Genomic DNA, 13,260 nt, shown 5'->3' with positions numbered 1-13,260 from the left:
CGCGCTGCCGGGGTCGACTATTTTTCCATGAGGCCACGGAACGTACCACAACAACCGTGCACACAAAGCCCGTTGACATTTTCGCCGTCAATCGACCATTCCAGCCCGCACTTGATTGAACCGGCCCCGGCCAATCAAATCGATCCGGACACGATTGATCAGCCCTCACGCCGGGCAGAGCAGACCAATACTCCGCGCAATGTGCGACGACGCAATAACTCTGCCAACGAACCACCCAGCGTTTCCAGGGAATCACCACCCCCTGGCGTGTTGACCCCTCCCCCTCCCGCCCCGTCCACCAGACTGGGCCGCGACCCGAGTCTCCACATCCGAGGAGGGCTTTCCCATGAACGTCACCGTTCGGCTCGCACAGCAGCCCGAGGCCGACGCGCTGCTCGGGCGCAGCGCGCTCGCCGCGCTCGTCGGGATGTTGCTCGATCAGCAGGTACCCATGGAATGGGCGTTCACCGGTCCGCTCACCATCGCGCAGCGGCTCGGGCGGGACGACCTCGACGCACACGAGATCGCCGTGTACAGCCCGGAGGAGTTCGTCGCGCTGCTCTCCGAGAAACCGGCCGTCCACCGCTACCCGGTCGCGATGGCCAAACGGGTGCAGCAGCTCTGCCAGTTCCTCGTCGCCCAGTACGACGGCGACGCAACCGGGATCTGGCGGGACGCCAAGTCCGGCCGGGAGCTGCTCAGTCGCCTCAACGCCCTCCCCGGGTTCGGGAAGCAGAAGTCGCAGATCTTCCTCGCCCTGCTCGGCAAGCAGTACGGCGTGCAGCCCGAGGGCTGGCGCGAGGCGGCGGGCACGTACGGCGAGGAGGGGTCGTACCACTCGGTCGCGGACATCACCAGCCCGGAGTCCCTGGAGAAGGTCCGCGCCCACAAGCAGGAGGTCAAGCGCGCCGCCAAGGAGGCCAAGGCCAAGGCCTGACCCCACCCGCCCGGTCCCGGCACTCACGAGGAGTGCCGGGACCGGCGCGTCGGGGAGCCTCCGTTCTGGCCGGCTCAGGCGTCTCAGGCGAACAGCACCAGCGAGGCGGCGGCCGGAGCCAGGTACATCAGCGGCCACACGACGTGGGCGTACGAGCGGGCCCGGATCACGGTGACGGCGGCCCCGGCGAAGTAGAGCACCAGGCCGATCGCCGCCAACACCCCGATCACCGGCAGGAACAGGCCGGCCACCAGGCCGGCCGCACCGGCGGCCTTCGCCGCACCCAGCCAGTTCCACCACGAACGCGGCACCCCGTACTCGACCAGCGGGTCCACCACGAACGCGGCCTTGAAGAAGATCGCCCCGCCGGAGAAACCCGCCATGAAGGCGGCCAGCACGGTGACGACGACGTAAGTGGTGGACATCGGAGGTTCTCCTCATCGGGTGGTGCCAGGCGGGTCGATCGCGCTCTTTCGCCCCTCTGACCCGCCGCACCGCCCGCGTGTGACACGAGCGCCGAAAAAACCTTCCGGGCCCTCAGCGATCCGCTGCGCGGCGACGGCGTAGGTAGATCCCACCGCCGGCAACCACCACCGCGGCCCCGACGACAGCGGCCTGCCAGGCCCCCGCGGAGTGCGACTCCGCCGATGCCACCGGCTGTGCCTCGACCACCGGCTGCGCGTCGGCCACCGGCTCGGCCACCGTCTGAGCCCCGGCCGCCGCCTGGGCGTCCGCCAGCCCGAAACCGCCGGCCAGACCCTTCTGGTCGTACCCGGAGCCGGGCTGCTTGTCCGCGTACCGCCCGGACACGAGCTTCTGGTACGCGGCCAGCGTGACGCTCTGCTTGCCCCCCAGCCCCTTGGTGGCCTCGGAGTTGAGCGGCACGACATCCCCGCTCGGCGTGAGTCGATACCAGGCGTGGATCTGCGACTCGCTGAAGGTACGGGCGCCGGCGGTGGCGCCCTCCGCCAGCTTGACCTCGCTGTCGCCGTCCCGGATGCCGGCCAGCTGCCAGCCGCTGCCGCCCTTCGGCTGGGGTGCGAGCAGCACGGCCGCCTGGTGGCCGTCGGCGGCGTTCACCCGCGAGGCGAGGTAGGACAGGCTCAGCGCGTTCTGCGCCGCCGGCTGGGCCTTGCCCGAGACGAAGTCCGGCGCCAGCTCGTACAGCGGGACCGGGTCCTTCAGTTCGAACGACGGTGCCCCCGCCGCCTTCGGGGCGTTCGGTCGCGCGCCCGTGGCACCGCCGTCGGCACCCGTGCCCCCGCCCCCGGGCGTGGCGGCGTTCTTCGCCGCGCCGAGGAAGCGGGAGACGGTGGTCTGGGTCTGGCCAGAGCGGAGCACCTGCTGCGCGGCGCCGTAGTCCGGCACGTCACTCGCGGCGCTCCCGCCCGTACCGCCGCTCCCGCCGTCGGCCCACGCCGGCGTCGCGACGGCGCCCACTCCCACCAGCACTGCGGCGGTCAGAGCGACAACGCTCCGCTTCTGCATGCCTGTTCGCCTCCTCATGCGTGGATGCCCGTTCGTGAGTGGGTCCACTGGAACGAGTTGTTGTTGACGTAGGTGTCGAAGTTCCACCAGGTGTAGGTCTGCGTGCTGGGCCACGGATCGCCCACCGCGATCATGTTGCTGGTGCTGTCGTAGCCGTAGATGACGTTCATGTGGCCACCGCCGGACCGCCAGCCGATCCGCACGGCGAGCGGGCGTCCGCCGGCTATCTCGTTGGCAACCTCGCTGAACGAAGCGTTGCGGTTCAGGCTGTAGCCGCTGTTGCGGAAGCCGATCCGGGACAGGCCACCGGCCATGTCCTCCAGCGTCGCGGGCTTGTCGTTGCAGTCGAGCCAGCGGCCCTGCGCGGCGAGGCGGCAGAAGTCGTACTGGTTGTACTGGGTGTAGCCCCAGTAGTTGGCGATGGTCAGGCCGGAGGCGTCCCAACACCACTGGTCCTGGACCTGTTTCTGCATGGTGATGTCGAGCGCCGTCCAGCTGGTCGGCCGGGTGGAGCTGCAGACCGGCAGGTTGCCGGTGTTCTCCCTGATGAAGGCGTCGGCGATGTAGAAGGCGCCGGACCAGATCCAGCGGTTGTTGCTCTCGACCGTGTCGCCCGTGGTGCGGCAGACCATCGGGATCCGGTCGCCCACCTGGGCCTGACCGGTGCTCCGGGCCGAAAGCGATGGGAGCACACGCTCGTTGACGGTGCTGAAGTTGCCCTGTCCCCCGACGACAGTGCCCTTGATCAGGTCGGCCTGGGCTATCGCACCCACGCCGAACGCGATCGTGCCGGCCAGGAGGGTGGCGGCGGCCGCCACCACCGCCGCCCGACGTGACTTCCTACGGTGTCTGTTCATGCGTCAGATCTCACTCCCCGTTTACGGTGAAACCGAATTCTGGGGATTCTGGCAGAGACGCACAACAACCGGAACGAGCAATTCCGGGGGAGATGACCCCGTTTTCAACATCACACCATGACGTTCAGTCACTTTTCGCCACTGGCCGCCTCGTTGCCCATCAGTGGCTATAATGGCCTAGTCCACAGTTACGCAATCATTACCGATCCGAGAAAATTCCAGGACATCTCACGAATGCGTAAAATTGCACACAGTTAGTGCAATGTTACTGTCGATGAGGGTTCAGAAGCGGCGATTCGACATCCCGAAGCAGGACTTATGGAGCACCCGCCGGCATCGCCCGCCCACTTGCGCACGGTCGCCTACGCCCGCCCGGGCTCCGCCCGGGCCGCCTTCTCGTCCGCGTCGGCGAGCCAGAAGTACAGCGGCGACAGGGCGAGTTCGAGCACCATCAGCCCCACCTGGAACCCGTGCGGCCACCCCTCCACCGCGATCGAGAGCACCCGTCCGAGCGCGCCGAGCAGGAAGACGCCGGTCAGCATCCGGACGGCCGCCGCCGGGATCGGCGTCTGCCGGGCGGCCCAGATCCACGCGAGCCCGTACCCGACGAATATCGCGCCGAAGAAGCGGCCCATGCTGTCGATCGTCGGGCCCGCGTCCGCCGCGCCCGGGATCGCGGTGTTGCCGCCCAGGACGTGGAACAGCCCGATCGCCACGTCCACGACCCCCATCGCCCACGCGAGTACCCACAGCGCCTTGGCTCTGGTCATGACCGACTCACCCCTCGGAGCTGGTTGACACACGTCTACTTAAGTAGGCGCCCGCTAGTAGACACGTGTCAAGTAGGATTCCCCCGTGCCTCCCCACCAGCAGCGCCCGCACCAGCAGAGCCCGCGACGCCAACGGCTCAGCCCCGCCGACCGCCGCGCCCAGCTCCTCGCCGTCAGCGCGCGGCTCTTCGCCGCCCACCCCTACGAGGACGTGCTGATGGAGGACGTCGCCGCGGAGGCCGGCGTCTCGCGCGCGCTGCTCTACCGGCACTTCCCCGGCAAGCAGGAGCTCTTCGCGGCGGTCTACCAGCAGGCGGCCGACCAACTGCTCGCCGGGACACGGTTCGACCCCGCCGACACGCTGGTCGAGCAGCTGATCCAGGGCATGGACACCCACCTCGACTACTTCGTCGCCAACCGCAACGCCGTCCTCGCCGCCAACCGGGTGCTCGCCGGCGACCCGGTGATCCAGACGATCATGACCAACGAGCTGGACGCCCTCCGCGCCCGGCTGCTGGGCGTCCTCCCGCTCGCCGACGCCGACGCGCGCGAGGCGGTGTCCGGGGTCCTGAAGAGCTGGCTGGTCTTCGTCCAGGTGCTCTGCGTGGACTGGCTCACCAAGGAGACCTGCACCCGCACCGAGCTGCGCGACGTCTGCATCGGCGCCGTCCTGGGGGCCCTCCGCCCGCTCCTCGCCACCGACCCCGCCCCGGACTGGCCGCGGTAGCGGACGGGCGAAAACGGGTTGCCCGCCGATCACCCGCCGGGCGACGCTCGACGGATGACCGATGCCACCGCCCCCGGCGTGTCCGCGCTCTTCTCCGCCGACGGCCGCCTGCCCGCGATCCCCCGCAGGGCGGCCCGCCGTCAGCAGCTGCTCACGCACCTCACCGGCACCCTGTTCGAGCCGGACCGCGCCTACACCGAGCGCGAGGTCAACGACGTGCTGCGGACGGTCCACGACGACTACCCGGCCCTGCGCCGCTTCCTGGTCGAGGGCGGCCACCTCGCCCGCCCCGAGGACGGCAGCACTTACCGGCGGGTGGCGTAGCAACGGGTGGTCCAGCGCCGGGCTTCAGGCCCAGCACCGGCTTCAGGCCAGGCGCCGGTACGCGTAGCGCCCCCTGATCTCCCGGACGAAGTACCGCCCGTGGCTCTCCGCCGCCATCAGCTCCCGGTGCACCCGCCCGGGCACGGCCTCGTACACGTAGACGCGCCCGCCGGTGAACTCCAGCTCCAGCACGAGCAGCGCCGCGTCGTAACCGACCGAGCGCAGCACCGACGAGTCCACCGCCGTACGGTCCATGGCCCTTCCAGTGTGCGCACGAGGGCCCCGGCCGCGCACCGCGACCGGGGCCTGTCACCCGCCGTCAACCATCCGGGGGCCGTCAGACCAGGACGGGCACCTGGTCCTCGGCCGCGACGGCGTCCGCAACCACCGCCGCCTTCCGCCGCGGCAGCGCGCACATCAGCAGGAACACCGCCGCCATCACCCCCACGACCCACCACATCGCGTGGACGAACGCCCCGTTGAAGGCGGCGCCCACCGCCTCCGGCGCGATCACGTCGTCGATCCGGCCGAAGAACGCCACCGACACCAGGCCCAGCCCCAGCGCGTTCCCCATCTGGTTCACCGTGTTGATCAGCCCGGACGCCGAGCCGGCGTGCTCGCGCGGCACCTCGGCCAGGACGGCGTCCGTGATCGGCGCGACGATCAGGCCCATCCCGAGGCCCATCACCACCAGCGGCAGCGCCATCTGCCACGGCGCGATGGCCGTCCCGTACCGCTCGGCCTCCCAGATGTACGTGACCACGCCCGCCGCCATCACCAGCGCGCCCGCCTGGAGCACCTTGCGCCCGAAGCGCGGCACCAGCTTCTGCACCGAGACCCCGGCGGCCACCGAGACGGCGATCGAGAACGGGATGCCGGTCGTCCCGGCCTTCAGCGGGCTCCAGCCCAGGCCCAGCTGCATGTAGAGCGTCCAGACCAGGAAGAAGATCCCGGTGGCGACGCCGAAGGTCAGCTGCACGCCGATGCCGGCCGCGAAGCTCTTCACCCGGAACAGCGACAGCTCCACCAGCGGCGAGCCGTCCCGCCGCGTCTTGACCCGCTCGTAGGCGACGAACAGCGCGAACACCGGCAGCGAACCGGCCATCGACAGGTAGCCCCAGAGCGGCCAGCCGGCCTCCCGGCCGTGGGTGAGCGGGTAGATCAGCATCAGCAGGCCGACGCTGACCAGCAGCACGCCCACCAGGTCCAGCTTCAGCGCCTTCTCCGCCCGCGACTCCCCGATGAACGCGCGGCCGAGCAGCAGGCCGGCGATGCCGACCGGCAGGTTGATCAGGAAGATCGGCCGCCAGGCCAGGCCGAAGAGGTCCCACTCGGTGAGCAGCGCGCCGATCAGCGGGCCGGAGACGGCGCCGAGGCCGACCACCGCGCCGAACAGGCCGAACACCTTGCCGCGCTCCTCCGCCGGGAAGGTCGCGTGGATGATCGACAGCACCTGCGGCACCATCAGCGCGGCCGTCCCGCCCTGCACCACCCGCATCGCGACCAGCATCTCGGCGCCGCTCGCCAGGCCGCACAGCGCGGAGGCGACGGTGAACCCGCCGATGCCGAGCAGGAAGAGCCGCTTGCGGCCGTAGATGTCGCCCAGCCGCCCGCCGGTGATCAGCCCGATCGCGAAGGCCAGCGCGTAGCCGCCGGTCACCCACTGGACGGCGCTGAACGAGGCACCGGTGTCGGCCTGGATGCTCGGGACGGCGATGTTCACGATGGTGACGTCCACCAGGTCCATGAACGAGGCCGTCATCACGATCGCCAGCGCTATCCACCTCCGCCGGTCGGACACCACCCCCGGTTCCACTGCACCCATCACGCTCTCCTCCACTACCTCGCTCTTCGGCACGTCGACGACGATAGGGGGGATGTAGGTCAGATCCTGTCCGCGTTGTCCGGCATCCTGGAGGCCATGACGGACACCCCGGCACGGCTGCTGAACCTGCTCTCCCTCCTCCAGACCCCGCGCGAGTGGCCCGGCAGCGAGCTGGCCGAGCGCCTCCAGGTCAGCCCGCGGACGATCCGGCGCGACATCGACCGGCTGCGCGAGCTGGGCTACCCGGTGCAGGCGACGATGGGCGCGGTCGGCGGCTACCGGCTGGTGGCGGGGACGGCCATGCCGCCGCTGCTGCTGGACGACGAGGAGGCGGTGGCCATCGCGGTCGGCCTCCGGGCGGCGGCCGGGCACGCCGTGGTCGGCATCGAGGAGGCGTCCGTCCGTGCGCTCGGCAAGCTGCTCCAGGTGCTGCCGGGCCGCCTGCGCCACCGGGTCGGCACGCTGAACACGGCCACCGTCCCGCTGCTCACCGGCGACGGGGCGACCGTCGACCCCGAGGACCTCACCGTGCTCGCGGGCGCCGTCGCCGCCCGGGAGCGGCTCCGCTTCGGCTACCGGGCCGCCGACGGCGCCGAGACCCGCCGCCAGGTCGAGCCCGACCGCCTGGTCTCCGCCGGGCGGCGCTGGTACCTGGTCGGGTTCGACCTCGACCGCGACGACTGGCGGCTCTTCCGGGTGGACCGGATCAGCGAGCCGTTCGCCACCGGAGTCCGCTTCACCCCGCGCGAACTCCCCGCCGAGGACGCGGCCGCGTACGTGGCGAGCAAGCTCCGCCGGCCCGCGGCCGTCCACACCCTGGTGGCGACCCTGCACATGCCCGCCACCGAGGTCGAGCGCTGGATCAGCCACGCCAACGACACCACGGTCGAACCGCTCGACGACCGGAGCTGCCGCCTCCGCTCCCGGGCCGACTCGCTGGACTACCTGGCGATGCGCCTGCTCATGCTGGGCTGCGAGTTCGAGGTGCACGATCCCCCGGAGATGCACACCCACCTGCGCGCCCTCGCCGCCCGCGCCAACCGGGCGGCGGACAACGGCGGCCGGTAGCGCCCCGTCAGGCCGCCACCCGGTACCAGCCGTTCCCCGACCGGAACCAGAGCACCCCGTTGCGCCCGTACGCCCGCTGCCGGTCCAGCTCGCCCGGCAGGCCGAGCGGCGCGCGCCGGAGCTCCTTCCAGCCGTCTCCGACGCGCTCGGCCCAGAGCAGCCCGGACCGGTGGTCCAGGAAGACCGCCCGGTCACCGCCGACGGCGAACCCGACCGGCTCGCGCACCGGGAGCGGCAGCGACGACGACGGCCCGCCCGAGGGATCGACCCGGGTGAGGAAGCTCCCCTTGGTGTCCGGGTACCAGGCCAGCCAGACAGCCCGGCCCTCGGTGGCGGCGGCGAGCCCCTCCAGCGGGTGCCCGGGCAGCTCGCCCCGCCCCGGGCTCCACACCGTGCGGCCGGCCGCGTCCATCCCGTGCAGCCCGGTCTGCGAGGCGGGGTGGTCGCCGTAAACGCCCTCGTCCCCGTAGGCCGTCCAGATCCGGCCGTCGCGGTCGGTCACCAGTGCCTGGATGTCGTGGCCGAGCGTCAGCTCCCGGGCGGGCAGGCCGTCGGGCCCGTGCACGACGGCGTTGCGCTCCCACCCGTCCGCCAGCTCGTCGGCGCCGGCACACGCCACCAGGGTCCGGCCGCCGGGCAGCAGCGCCAGGTGGTCCGGGTGGACGGTGACGCCGCGCAGCAGCATCCGCCACTCGCCCTCCGGCGTCACCGTCACCAACTCGGCGTCGCAGGGCAGGTCGAGGCGCACCCAGCCGTAGGCGTTCGACAGCTGCTCCTCGGACACCACCAGCACGACCAGCTCGCCGCCCGGCCCCACCGTCCATCCGAAGGCCCGGCGGCCCGCCTTGAACTCCTGCTCGGGCAGCCGCCAGACCTCAACCGGATCGTTCATCCGAGAAGAATCTCAGACGCCGAACTCGGCGGTGATCACCGCGCGCGCCAGCGTGTGGAAGGTGATGTGGAAGCCGACCTGGGCCGCCGGCGTGTCGGCGGTGACGTCCAGCGCGTCCACGTCCAGCGCGTGCACGGCGAACGCGTACCGGTGCGGGGCGCCGGGCGGCGGGGCGGCGCCGTCGTACTTGTGGCCGGGGAAGTCGTTGCGGGCGTGGAAGGACGCCTCGCCGGGCAGGCCGGCGTCGGACGAACCGGCGCCGCGCGCCAGGGCCGCCGTGCCGGCGGGCAGGTTGAGGGCGAGCCAGTGCCACCAGCCGGAACCGGTCGGGGCGTCCGGGTCGTAGCAGGTGACGGCGATGGACCGGGTGCCCTCCGGGAGGCCGGACCAGGCCAGCTGCGGCGAGAGGTTGCCGCCGGAGTAGACGAACTCCTTGGCCAGCGTGCCGCCTTCGGTGATGTCCTCGCTGGTCAGCGGGAAGGAGGGCACCTGCGGCAGGAACTCGTACGGCAGCGGCGGACGGACACTCATGAATGGTCACCTCTCGACAAGCCGGAACGGCCGCGGACGGCCAAGGACGGCCGGGGGAGCCGGGAACGGCTCGGACCAGGCCGAATGACGCGATTCACTGTAGTGGGGTGCCACCACGGGCCGCCCCGTCCTACAGTCGGGACATGGCCTCCAAACTCGCCCGCCTGCTCACCGACTCCCGCCGCGCGCTCTTCACCATGCTCGGCGTCCTGGCCGTCATCTGGCTGGTGCAGCTGGTGAACTGGACGGACGACTACGGGCTCTCCCGCGAGTGGGGCCTGCGCTCGCAGCGCCTGGACGAACTTCCGGACATGTTCACCATGCCGCTGCTGCACGGAAGTTGGGAACACATCGAGGCCAACTCCTGGCCCCTCTTCGCCTTCGGCTTCCTCGCCGCCTACCGCGGCATGAAGAAGTTCCTCTGGGTCTCCCTGGTCATCCTCCTCACCGGCGGCCTGACGATCTGGCTGTTCGAGCGGCCCGAGGCGGTGACGGTCGGCGCGAGCGGCATGGTCTACGGCTACTTCGGCTACGTGGTGCTGCGAGGCCTCCTCGACCGCAACCCGCTGGACGCGGTCGTCGGCGTCGTGATCGCGGCGGTGTACGCGTACGTCCTGCTCGGCGTCCTGCCCGGCGACCCGGGGATCAGCTGGCTGGGCCACCTCGGCGGGCTGCTCGGCGGCCTCGTCGGCGCCTGGCTCTTCCGCAACCGGAGCCCGCGCGCGTCCGCCGCCCCGCGACCGGCCGCCGCGACCGCAGCCACCACGACCGGCCCCCGGGCGGCCCTGCACAAGGAGCTGGAGGACCTGGGCCTCTGAGCCACACCGAGGGCCTGCGGGGCCCGAGGCGGCAGACGTGCCGCAGGCGCGCCCGGCCGGCCAGGTCTAGACCAGCCCACCCCCTCCGGCTAGCGTGGGAGGGCACCCGCCCCCTGCTCCGGAGCCGCACCGTGGAGTCGTCCGTCCTCGCCTTCGCCACCGACCTGCTCGACGAAGGCCCCGACACCTTCTTCGGCAACCTCACCGACCGGGCGGGCGTCGGCGGCGTCACCCTCGCCTCGGTCTACCACGAGGCCCGGGACGTCTTCCCGCACAACCCGCACCGGGTGATCCGCTACCTGGAGCCCGGCGCCGCCTACTTCCGGCCCGACCCCGCCCGCTGGGCCGGCCGGCGGCTGCGGCCCGCCCCCTCCACCGCGATCGGCGACCGCGACCCCTTCGCCGAGGCCGCCGCCGAGGCCGGGCGCCGCGGACTGAGGCTGCACGCCTGGACGGTCTTCTGCCACAACGACCGGCTCGGCTTCGAGCACCCGGACTGCGCGCCCGCCAACGCCTTCGGCGACCGTCACCTGACCGAGCTCTGCCCGGCCGCCCCGGAGGTCCGCGAGTACGCGGTGACCCTGGTCGGCGAGCTGGCCCGGTACGGGGTGGACGCGATCCGGGCCGAGTCGCTGCACTTCCACGGCCTGCGCCACGGCTACCACCACGAGCGCTACTTCGAGGAGCTGGGCCCGGTCGCCGAGGCCCTGCTCGGCATCTGCTTCTGCGACCACTGCCGCACCGCCGCCACCCGCGCCGGCGTGCCGGCCGACGAGGTGGCCACGGCCGTCCGCGCCGAACTGCGCCGCCGGCTGGCCGACGACGCGGCCGCCGCCGCACCGGGCGCCCTGGACGAACTGGCCGGCGGCGCGTTCGCCGCCTACGTGGACGCCTCCGCCGCGACGGTGACCTCGCTGGCCGCCGAGGTGGCCGCGGAGGCGCGGCGGCACGGCATGCGGCTGAGCTTCATGGACGGCGGCGGCCCGGGGAAGGGCTGGCTCTCCGGCATCGACCTGCCCGCGCTCACCAAGGCCGCCGACCAGATCGAGACCCTCGGCTACGCGAGGACCCCGGAGGCCGTCCGCGAGAAGATCGCCGCCTTCGCCCTGCACGGCGTCCGCCCGCAGGAGATGGCGGTGATCCTGCGTCCGACGGCCTCGGACTGCGACGGCCCGGCCAACCTCGCCGCCAAGATCGCCACCCTGCGCGAGCTGGGCGTGCCGGAGGTCGAGTTCTACAACTACGGCCTGATGCGGCTCTCCTCGATGGACCGGATCGGCGCCGCCCTCGCCGGGTAGGCCCCGGAGCGCTGCCTCAGCGCCGCCGCCGGGACGTCCCGAACAGGCTGCGCGAGATCTCCCGGCCGAGCTGCGTCCCGGCCGAGCGGGCGAAGGACTTCAGCGCCGCGTTGCTCATCAGCGCCCCGAGCAGCCCGCCGCCGTCCTTCTCCTCCCGCTCCTCCTTCTGCTCCCGTCCGCTCCCCGAGGACGCGCGCCCCGCCGGGGGCTCCTGCCCGCCCGGGGGCGCGGGCTCCGCCACCGGGGCGGCCTCCGGTCGCGCCGCCCGCGCCGCCAGCTTCTCGTACGCCGACTCGCGGTCGACCGCGTCCCGGTACCGGGCCGTCAGGGCGGACGCGTCCACCACCGCCCGCAACGCCCCCGCCTCGACCGGCCCCATCAGCGACTGCGGCGCCCGCAGCCTGGTCGCCGCCACCGGCGTCGGCGCGCCCCTCTCCGAGAGCACCGTCACCACCGCCTCGCCGGTGCCGAGCGAGGTCAGCAGCTCACCCAGGTCGTACGCGGAGGATTTGGGGAAGGTCGAGACCGTCGCCTTGAGCGCCTTGGCGTCGTCCGGGGTGAAGGCCCGCAGCGCGTGCTGCACCCGGTTGCCCAGCTGGGCCAGCACGTCCGACGGGACGTCCTTCGGCGTCTGGGTGACGAAGAAGATCCCGACGCCCTTGGACCGGATCAGCCGGACGGTCTGGGTGATCGCCTCCAGGAAGGCCTTGGACGCGCCGTTGAACAGCAGGTGCGCCTCGTCGAAGAAGAAGACCAGCTTGGGCTTCTCCAGGTCCCCCACCTCGGGCAGCTCCTGGTAGAGGTCGGCCAGCAGCCACATCAGGAAGGTGGAGAAGAGCCGCGGCCGGTCCTGCACCGCGGGCAGCTCCAGCACCGAGACGACGCCCCGCCCTCCCCCACCCTCCGGGCGGGAGGTGTCCCCATCCGCCGTCCGCAACAGCTCGGCCGTGTCGAACTCCGGCTCGCCGAAGAACGCCCCCGCGCCCTCGTCCTCCAGCAGGGTCAGCGAACGCAGGATCACCCCGGCGGTGGCAGCGGAGAGGCCGCCGATGCCCTTCAGCTCCTCCTTGCCCTCCGGCGAGGTGAGGAAGGTGATGACGGCGGTGAGGTCCTTGAGGTCGTACAGCTCCAGGCCGCTGCGGTCGGCGTAGTGGAAGACCAGCCCGAGCGAGGACTCCTGGGTCTCGTTCAGGTCCAGCACCTTGGCGAGCAGCAGCGGGCCGAAGCTGGTGACGGTGGCCCGGACCGGGATTCCGGTGCCGAGGCCGCCGAGTGCGTAGAACTCGGCCGGGCAGCCCTGCGGCGACCAGCTCTGCCCGACCTCGGCGGCACGGGCGGTGGTCCGCTCACTCGGCGTACCGGGTACGGAGACGCCGGAGACGTCGCCCTTGACGTCGGCCAGGAACACCGGCACGCCCTGCGCGGAGAGCTGTTCGGCGATCAGCTGGAGGGTCTTGGTCTTGCCGGTGCCCGTGGCGCCCGCCACCAGTCCGTGGCGGTTGAGCACCCCGAGCGGCACCCGCACCTGGGCGCCGGCGTGGGCGGTGCCGTCCAGCAGCACCGCACCGAGGTCGAGGGCCGGCCCGGTGAAGGCGTACCCGTCGGCGATCTCCCGCACCCGGGCGGGCAGGACGGTGGTGGACGGCGGCCCGGCGGGGGCCGGCGGCTCGGCGGGGGCCGGCGGCTCGGCGGTGGACATCGGATCACACTCCAGAGGCAGAGCTG

The 13,260-nt window shown here is 72.1% G+C and carries 15 protein-coding genes; 6 read left to right on the top strand and 9 right to left on the bottom strand.

Annotated elements, in window-relative coordinates:
• Positions 1-346: 346 nt before the first annotated feature.
• Entirely contained in the window at positions 347-937 is a 591-nt protein-coding gene (locus tag C2142_RS20400; protein ID WP_148643985.1) for an HhH-GPD-type base excision DNA repair protein, read from the top strand.
• Between the two features lie 83 nt (positions 938-1,020).
• Here the strand turns inward: C2142_RS20400 and C2142_RS20395 are convergent, their stop codons facing one another.
• From C2142_RS20395 to C2142_RS20380, 4 genes are all read right to left on the bottom strand, one after another.
• On the bottom strand, positions 1,021-1,362 hold the full coding sequence (locus C2142_RS20395) for a DoxX family protein (protein ID WP_148643984.1): 342 nt from the start codon (positions 1,360-1,362) through the stop codon (positions 1,021-1,023).
• A 112-nt stretch (positions 1,363-1,474) separates the two neighbouring features.
• Positions 1,475-2,425, bottom strand: coding sequence for a hypothetical protein (locus tag C2142_RS20390; RefSeq protein WP_148643983.1), 951 nt, complete (start codon positions 2,423-2,425; stop codon positions 1,475-1,477).
• Positions 2,426-2,439: 14 nt separating this feature from the next.
• A complete protein-coding gene (locus C2142_RS20385; RefSeq protein WP_241002690.1) occupies positions 2,440-3,282 on the bottom strand; it encodes a papain-like cysteine protease family protein in 843 nt (280 codons plus the stop codon).
• Between the two features lie 362 nt (positions 3,283-3,644).
• Positions 3,645-4,052 carry a DUF4345 domain-containing protein gene (locus tag C2142_RS20380; protein ID WP_148643982.1) on the bottom strand — a complete coding sequence of 136 codons (408 nt, stop codon included), beginning with the start codon at positions 4,050-4,052 and terminating at the stop codon, positions 3,645-3,647.
• Positions 4,053-4,137: 85 nt separating this feature from the next.
• On the opposite strand from C2142_RS20380, the gene C2142_RS20375 reads away from it, so the two are divergent.
• Together C2142_RS20375 and C2142_RS20370 are read left to right on the top strand one after the other, a co-directional pair.
• Positions 4,138-4,779 carry a TetR/AcrR family transcriptional regulator gene (locus tag C2142_RS20375; RefSeq protein ID WP_148643981.1) on the top strand — a complete coding sequence of 214 codons (642 nt, stop codon included), beginning with the start codon at positions 4,138-4,140 and terminating at the stop codon, positions 4,777-4,779.
• A 54-nt stretch (positions 4,780-4,833) separates the two neighbouring features.
• Positions 4,834-5,103 carry a DUF2087 domain-containing protein gene (locus C2142_RS20370; protein ID WP_148643980.1) on the top strand — a complete coding sequence of 90 codons (270 nt, stop codon included), beginning with the start codon at positions 4,834-4,836 and terminating at the stop codon, positions 5,101-5,103.
• Between the two features lie 42 nt (positions 5,104-5,145).
• On the opposite strand, the gene C2142_RS20365 is transcribed toward C2142_RS20370, so the two are convergent.
• Together C2142_RS20365 and C2142_RS20360 are read right to left on the bottom strand one after the other, a co-directional pair.
• The gene (locus C2142_RS20365; protein WP_148643979.1) at positions 5,146-5,358 is read right to left on the bottom strand and encodes a KTSC domain-containing protein; all 213 of its coding nucleotides are present in this window, start codon (positions 5,356-5,358) and stop codon (positions 5,146-5,148) included.
• 82 nt (positions 5,359-5,440) lie between these two features.
• Complete coding sequence (locus tag C2142_RS20360; RefSeq protein WP_148643978.1) at positions 5,441-6,928, bottom strand: MFS transporter; 1,488 nt, start codon at positions 6,926-6,928, stop codon at positions 5,441-5,443.
• Positions 6,929-7,024: 96 nt separating this feature from the next.
• Between C2142_RS20360 and C2142_RS20355 the strand changes: the two genes are divergently transcribed.
• Positions 7,025-7,996, top strand: coding sequence for a YafY family protein (locus tag C2142_RS20355; RefSeq protein WP_148643977.1), 972 nt, complete (start codon positions 7,025-7,027; stop codon positions 7,994-7,996).
• A gap of 7 nt (positions 7,997-8,003) precedes the next feature.
• On the opposite strand, the gene C2142_RS40100 is transcribed toward C2142_RS20355, so the two are convergent.
• Both C2142_RS40100 and C2142_RS20345 read right to left on the bottom strand, forming a co-directional pair.
• A complete protein-coding gene (locus C2142_RS40100) occupies positions 8,004-8,888 on the bottom strand; it encodes a hypothetical protein (protein WP_241002689.1) in 885 nt (294 codons plus the stop codon).
• Between the two features lie 12 nt (positions 8,889-8,900).
• Entirely contained in the window at positions 8,901-9,419 is a 519-nt protein-coding gene (locus tag C2142_RS20345) for a YbhB/YbcL family Raf kinase inhibitor-like protein (RefSeq protein ID WP_148643976.1), read from the bottom strand.
• A 143-nt stretch (positions 9,420-9,562) separates the two neighbouring features.
• Between C2142_RS20345 and C2142_RS20340 the strand changes: the two genes are divergently transcribed.
• Positions 9,563-10,237 (top strand): rhomboid family intramembrane serine protease, encoded by a 675-nt coding sequence (locus C2142_RS20340; protein ID WP_148643975.1) that lies wholly within the window; start codon positions 9,563-9,565, stop codon positions 10,235-10,237.
• Between the two features lie 131 nt (positions 10,238-10,368).
• Positions 10,369-11,535, top strand: coding sequence for a hypothetical protein (locus C2142_RS20335; RefSeq protein ID WP_148643974.1), 1,167 nt, complete (start codon positions 10,369-10,371; stop codon positions 11,533-11,535).
• A 16-nt stretch (positions 11,536-11,551) separates the two neighbouring features.
• On the opposite strand, the gene C2142_RS20330 is transcribed toward C2142_RS20335, so the two are convergent.
• Positions 11,552-13,234: a helicase HerA-like domain-containing protein gene (locus C2142_RS20330; protein ID WP_148643973.1), complete on the bottom strand. Its 1,683-nt coding sequence runs from the start codon at positions 13,232-13,234 to the stop codon at positions 11,552-11,554.
• Between the last annotated feature and the right edge of the window lie 26 nt (positions 13,235-13,260).

The sequence above is a fragment of the Streptomyces sp. CB01881 genome (assembly GCF_002953255.1).
Lineage (GTDB): Bacteria > Actinomycetota > Actinomycetes > Streptomycetales > Streptomycetaceae > Kitasatospora.
The sequence above is the reverse complement of the archived record's forward strand: the minus strand, read 5'-3'. Positions and strand labels throughout refer to the sequence as shown.

Excerpts from the sequence above, each read along its gene's own strand:
- C2142_RS20400 (WP_148643985.1), top strand. The coding sequence starts at position 347 with ATGAACGTCACCGTTCGGCTCGCACAGCAGCCCGAGGCCGACGCGCTG.
- C2142_RS20395 (WP_148643984.1), bottom strand. The coding sequence starts at position 1,362 with ATGTCCACCACTTACGTCGTCGTCACCGTGCTGGCCGCCTTCATGGCG.
- C2142_RS20390 (WP_148643983.1), bottom strand. The coding sequence starts at position 2,425 with ATGCAGAAGCGGAGCGTTGTCGCTCTGACCGCCGCAGTGCTGGTGGGA.
- C2142_RS20385 (WP_241002690.1), bottom strand. The coding sequence starts at position 3,282 with ATGAACAGACACCGTAGGAAGTCACGTCGGGCGGCGGTGGTGGCGGCC.
- C2142_RS20380 (WP_148643982.1), bottom strand. The coding sequence starts at position 4,052 with ATGACCAGAGCCAAGGCGCTGTGGGTACTCGCGTGGGCGATGGGGGTC.
- C2142_RS20370 (WP_148643980.1), top strand. The coding sequence starts at position 4,834 with ATGACCGATGCCACCGCCCCCGGCGTGTCCGCGCTCTTCTCCGCCGAC.
- C2142_RS20365 (WP_148643979.1), bottom strand. The coding sequence starts at position 5,358 with ATGGACCGTACGGCGGTGGACTCGTCGGTGCTGCGCTCGGTCGGTTAC.
- C2142_RS20360 (WP_148643978.1), bottom strand. The coding sequence starts at position 6,928 with ATGGGTGCAGTGGAACCGGGGGTGGTGTCCGACCGGCGGAGGTGGATA.
- C2142_RS20355 (WP_148643977.1), top strand. The coding sequence starts at position 7,025 with ATGACGGACACCCCGGCACGGCTGCTGAACCTGCTCTCCCTCCTCCAG.
- C2142_RS40100 (WP_241002689.1), bottom strand. The coding sequence starts at position 8,888 with ATGAACGATCCGGTTGAGGTCTGGCGGCTGCCCGAGCAGGAGTTCAAG.
- C2142_RS20345 (WP_148643976.1), bottom strand. The coding sequence starts at position 9,419 with ATGAGTGTCCGTCCGCCGCTGCCGTACGAGTTCCTGCCGCAGGTGCCC.
- C2142_RS20340 (WP_148643975.1), top strand. The coding sequence starts at position 9,563 with ATGGCCTCCAAACTCGCCCGCCTGCTCACCGACTCCCGCCGCGCGCTC.
- C2142_RS20330 (WP_148643973.1), bottom strand. The coding sequence starts at position 13,234 with ATGTCCACCGCCGAGCCGCCGGCCCCCGCCGAGCCGCCGGCCCCCGCC.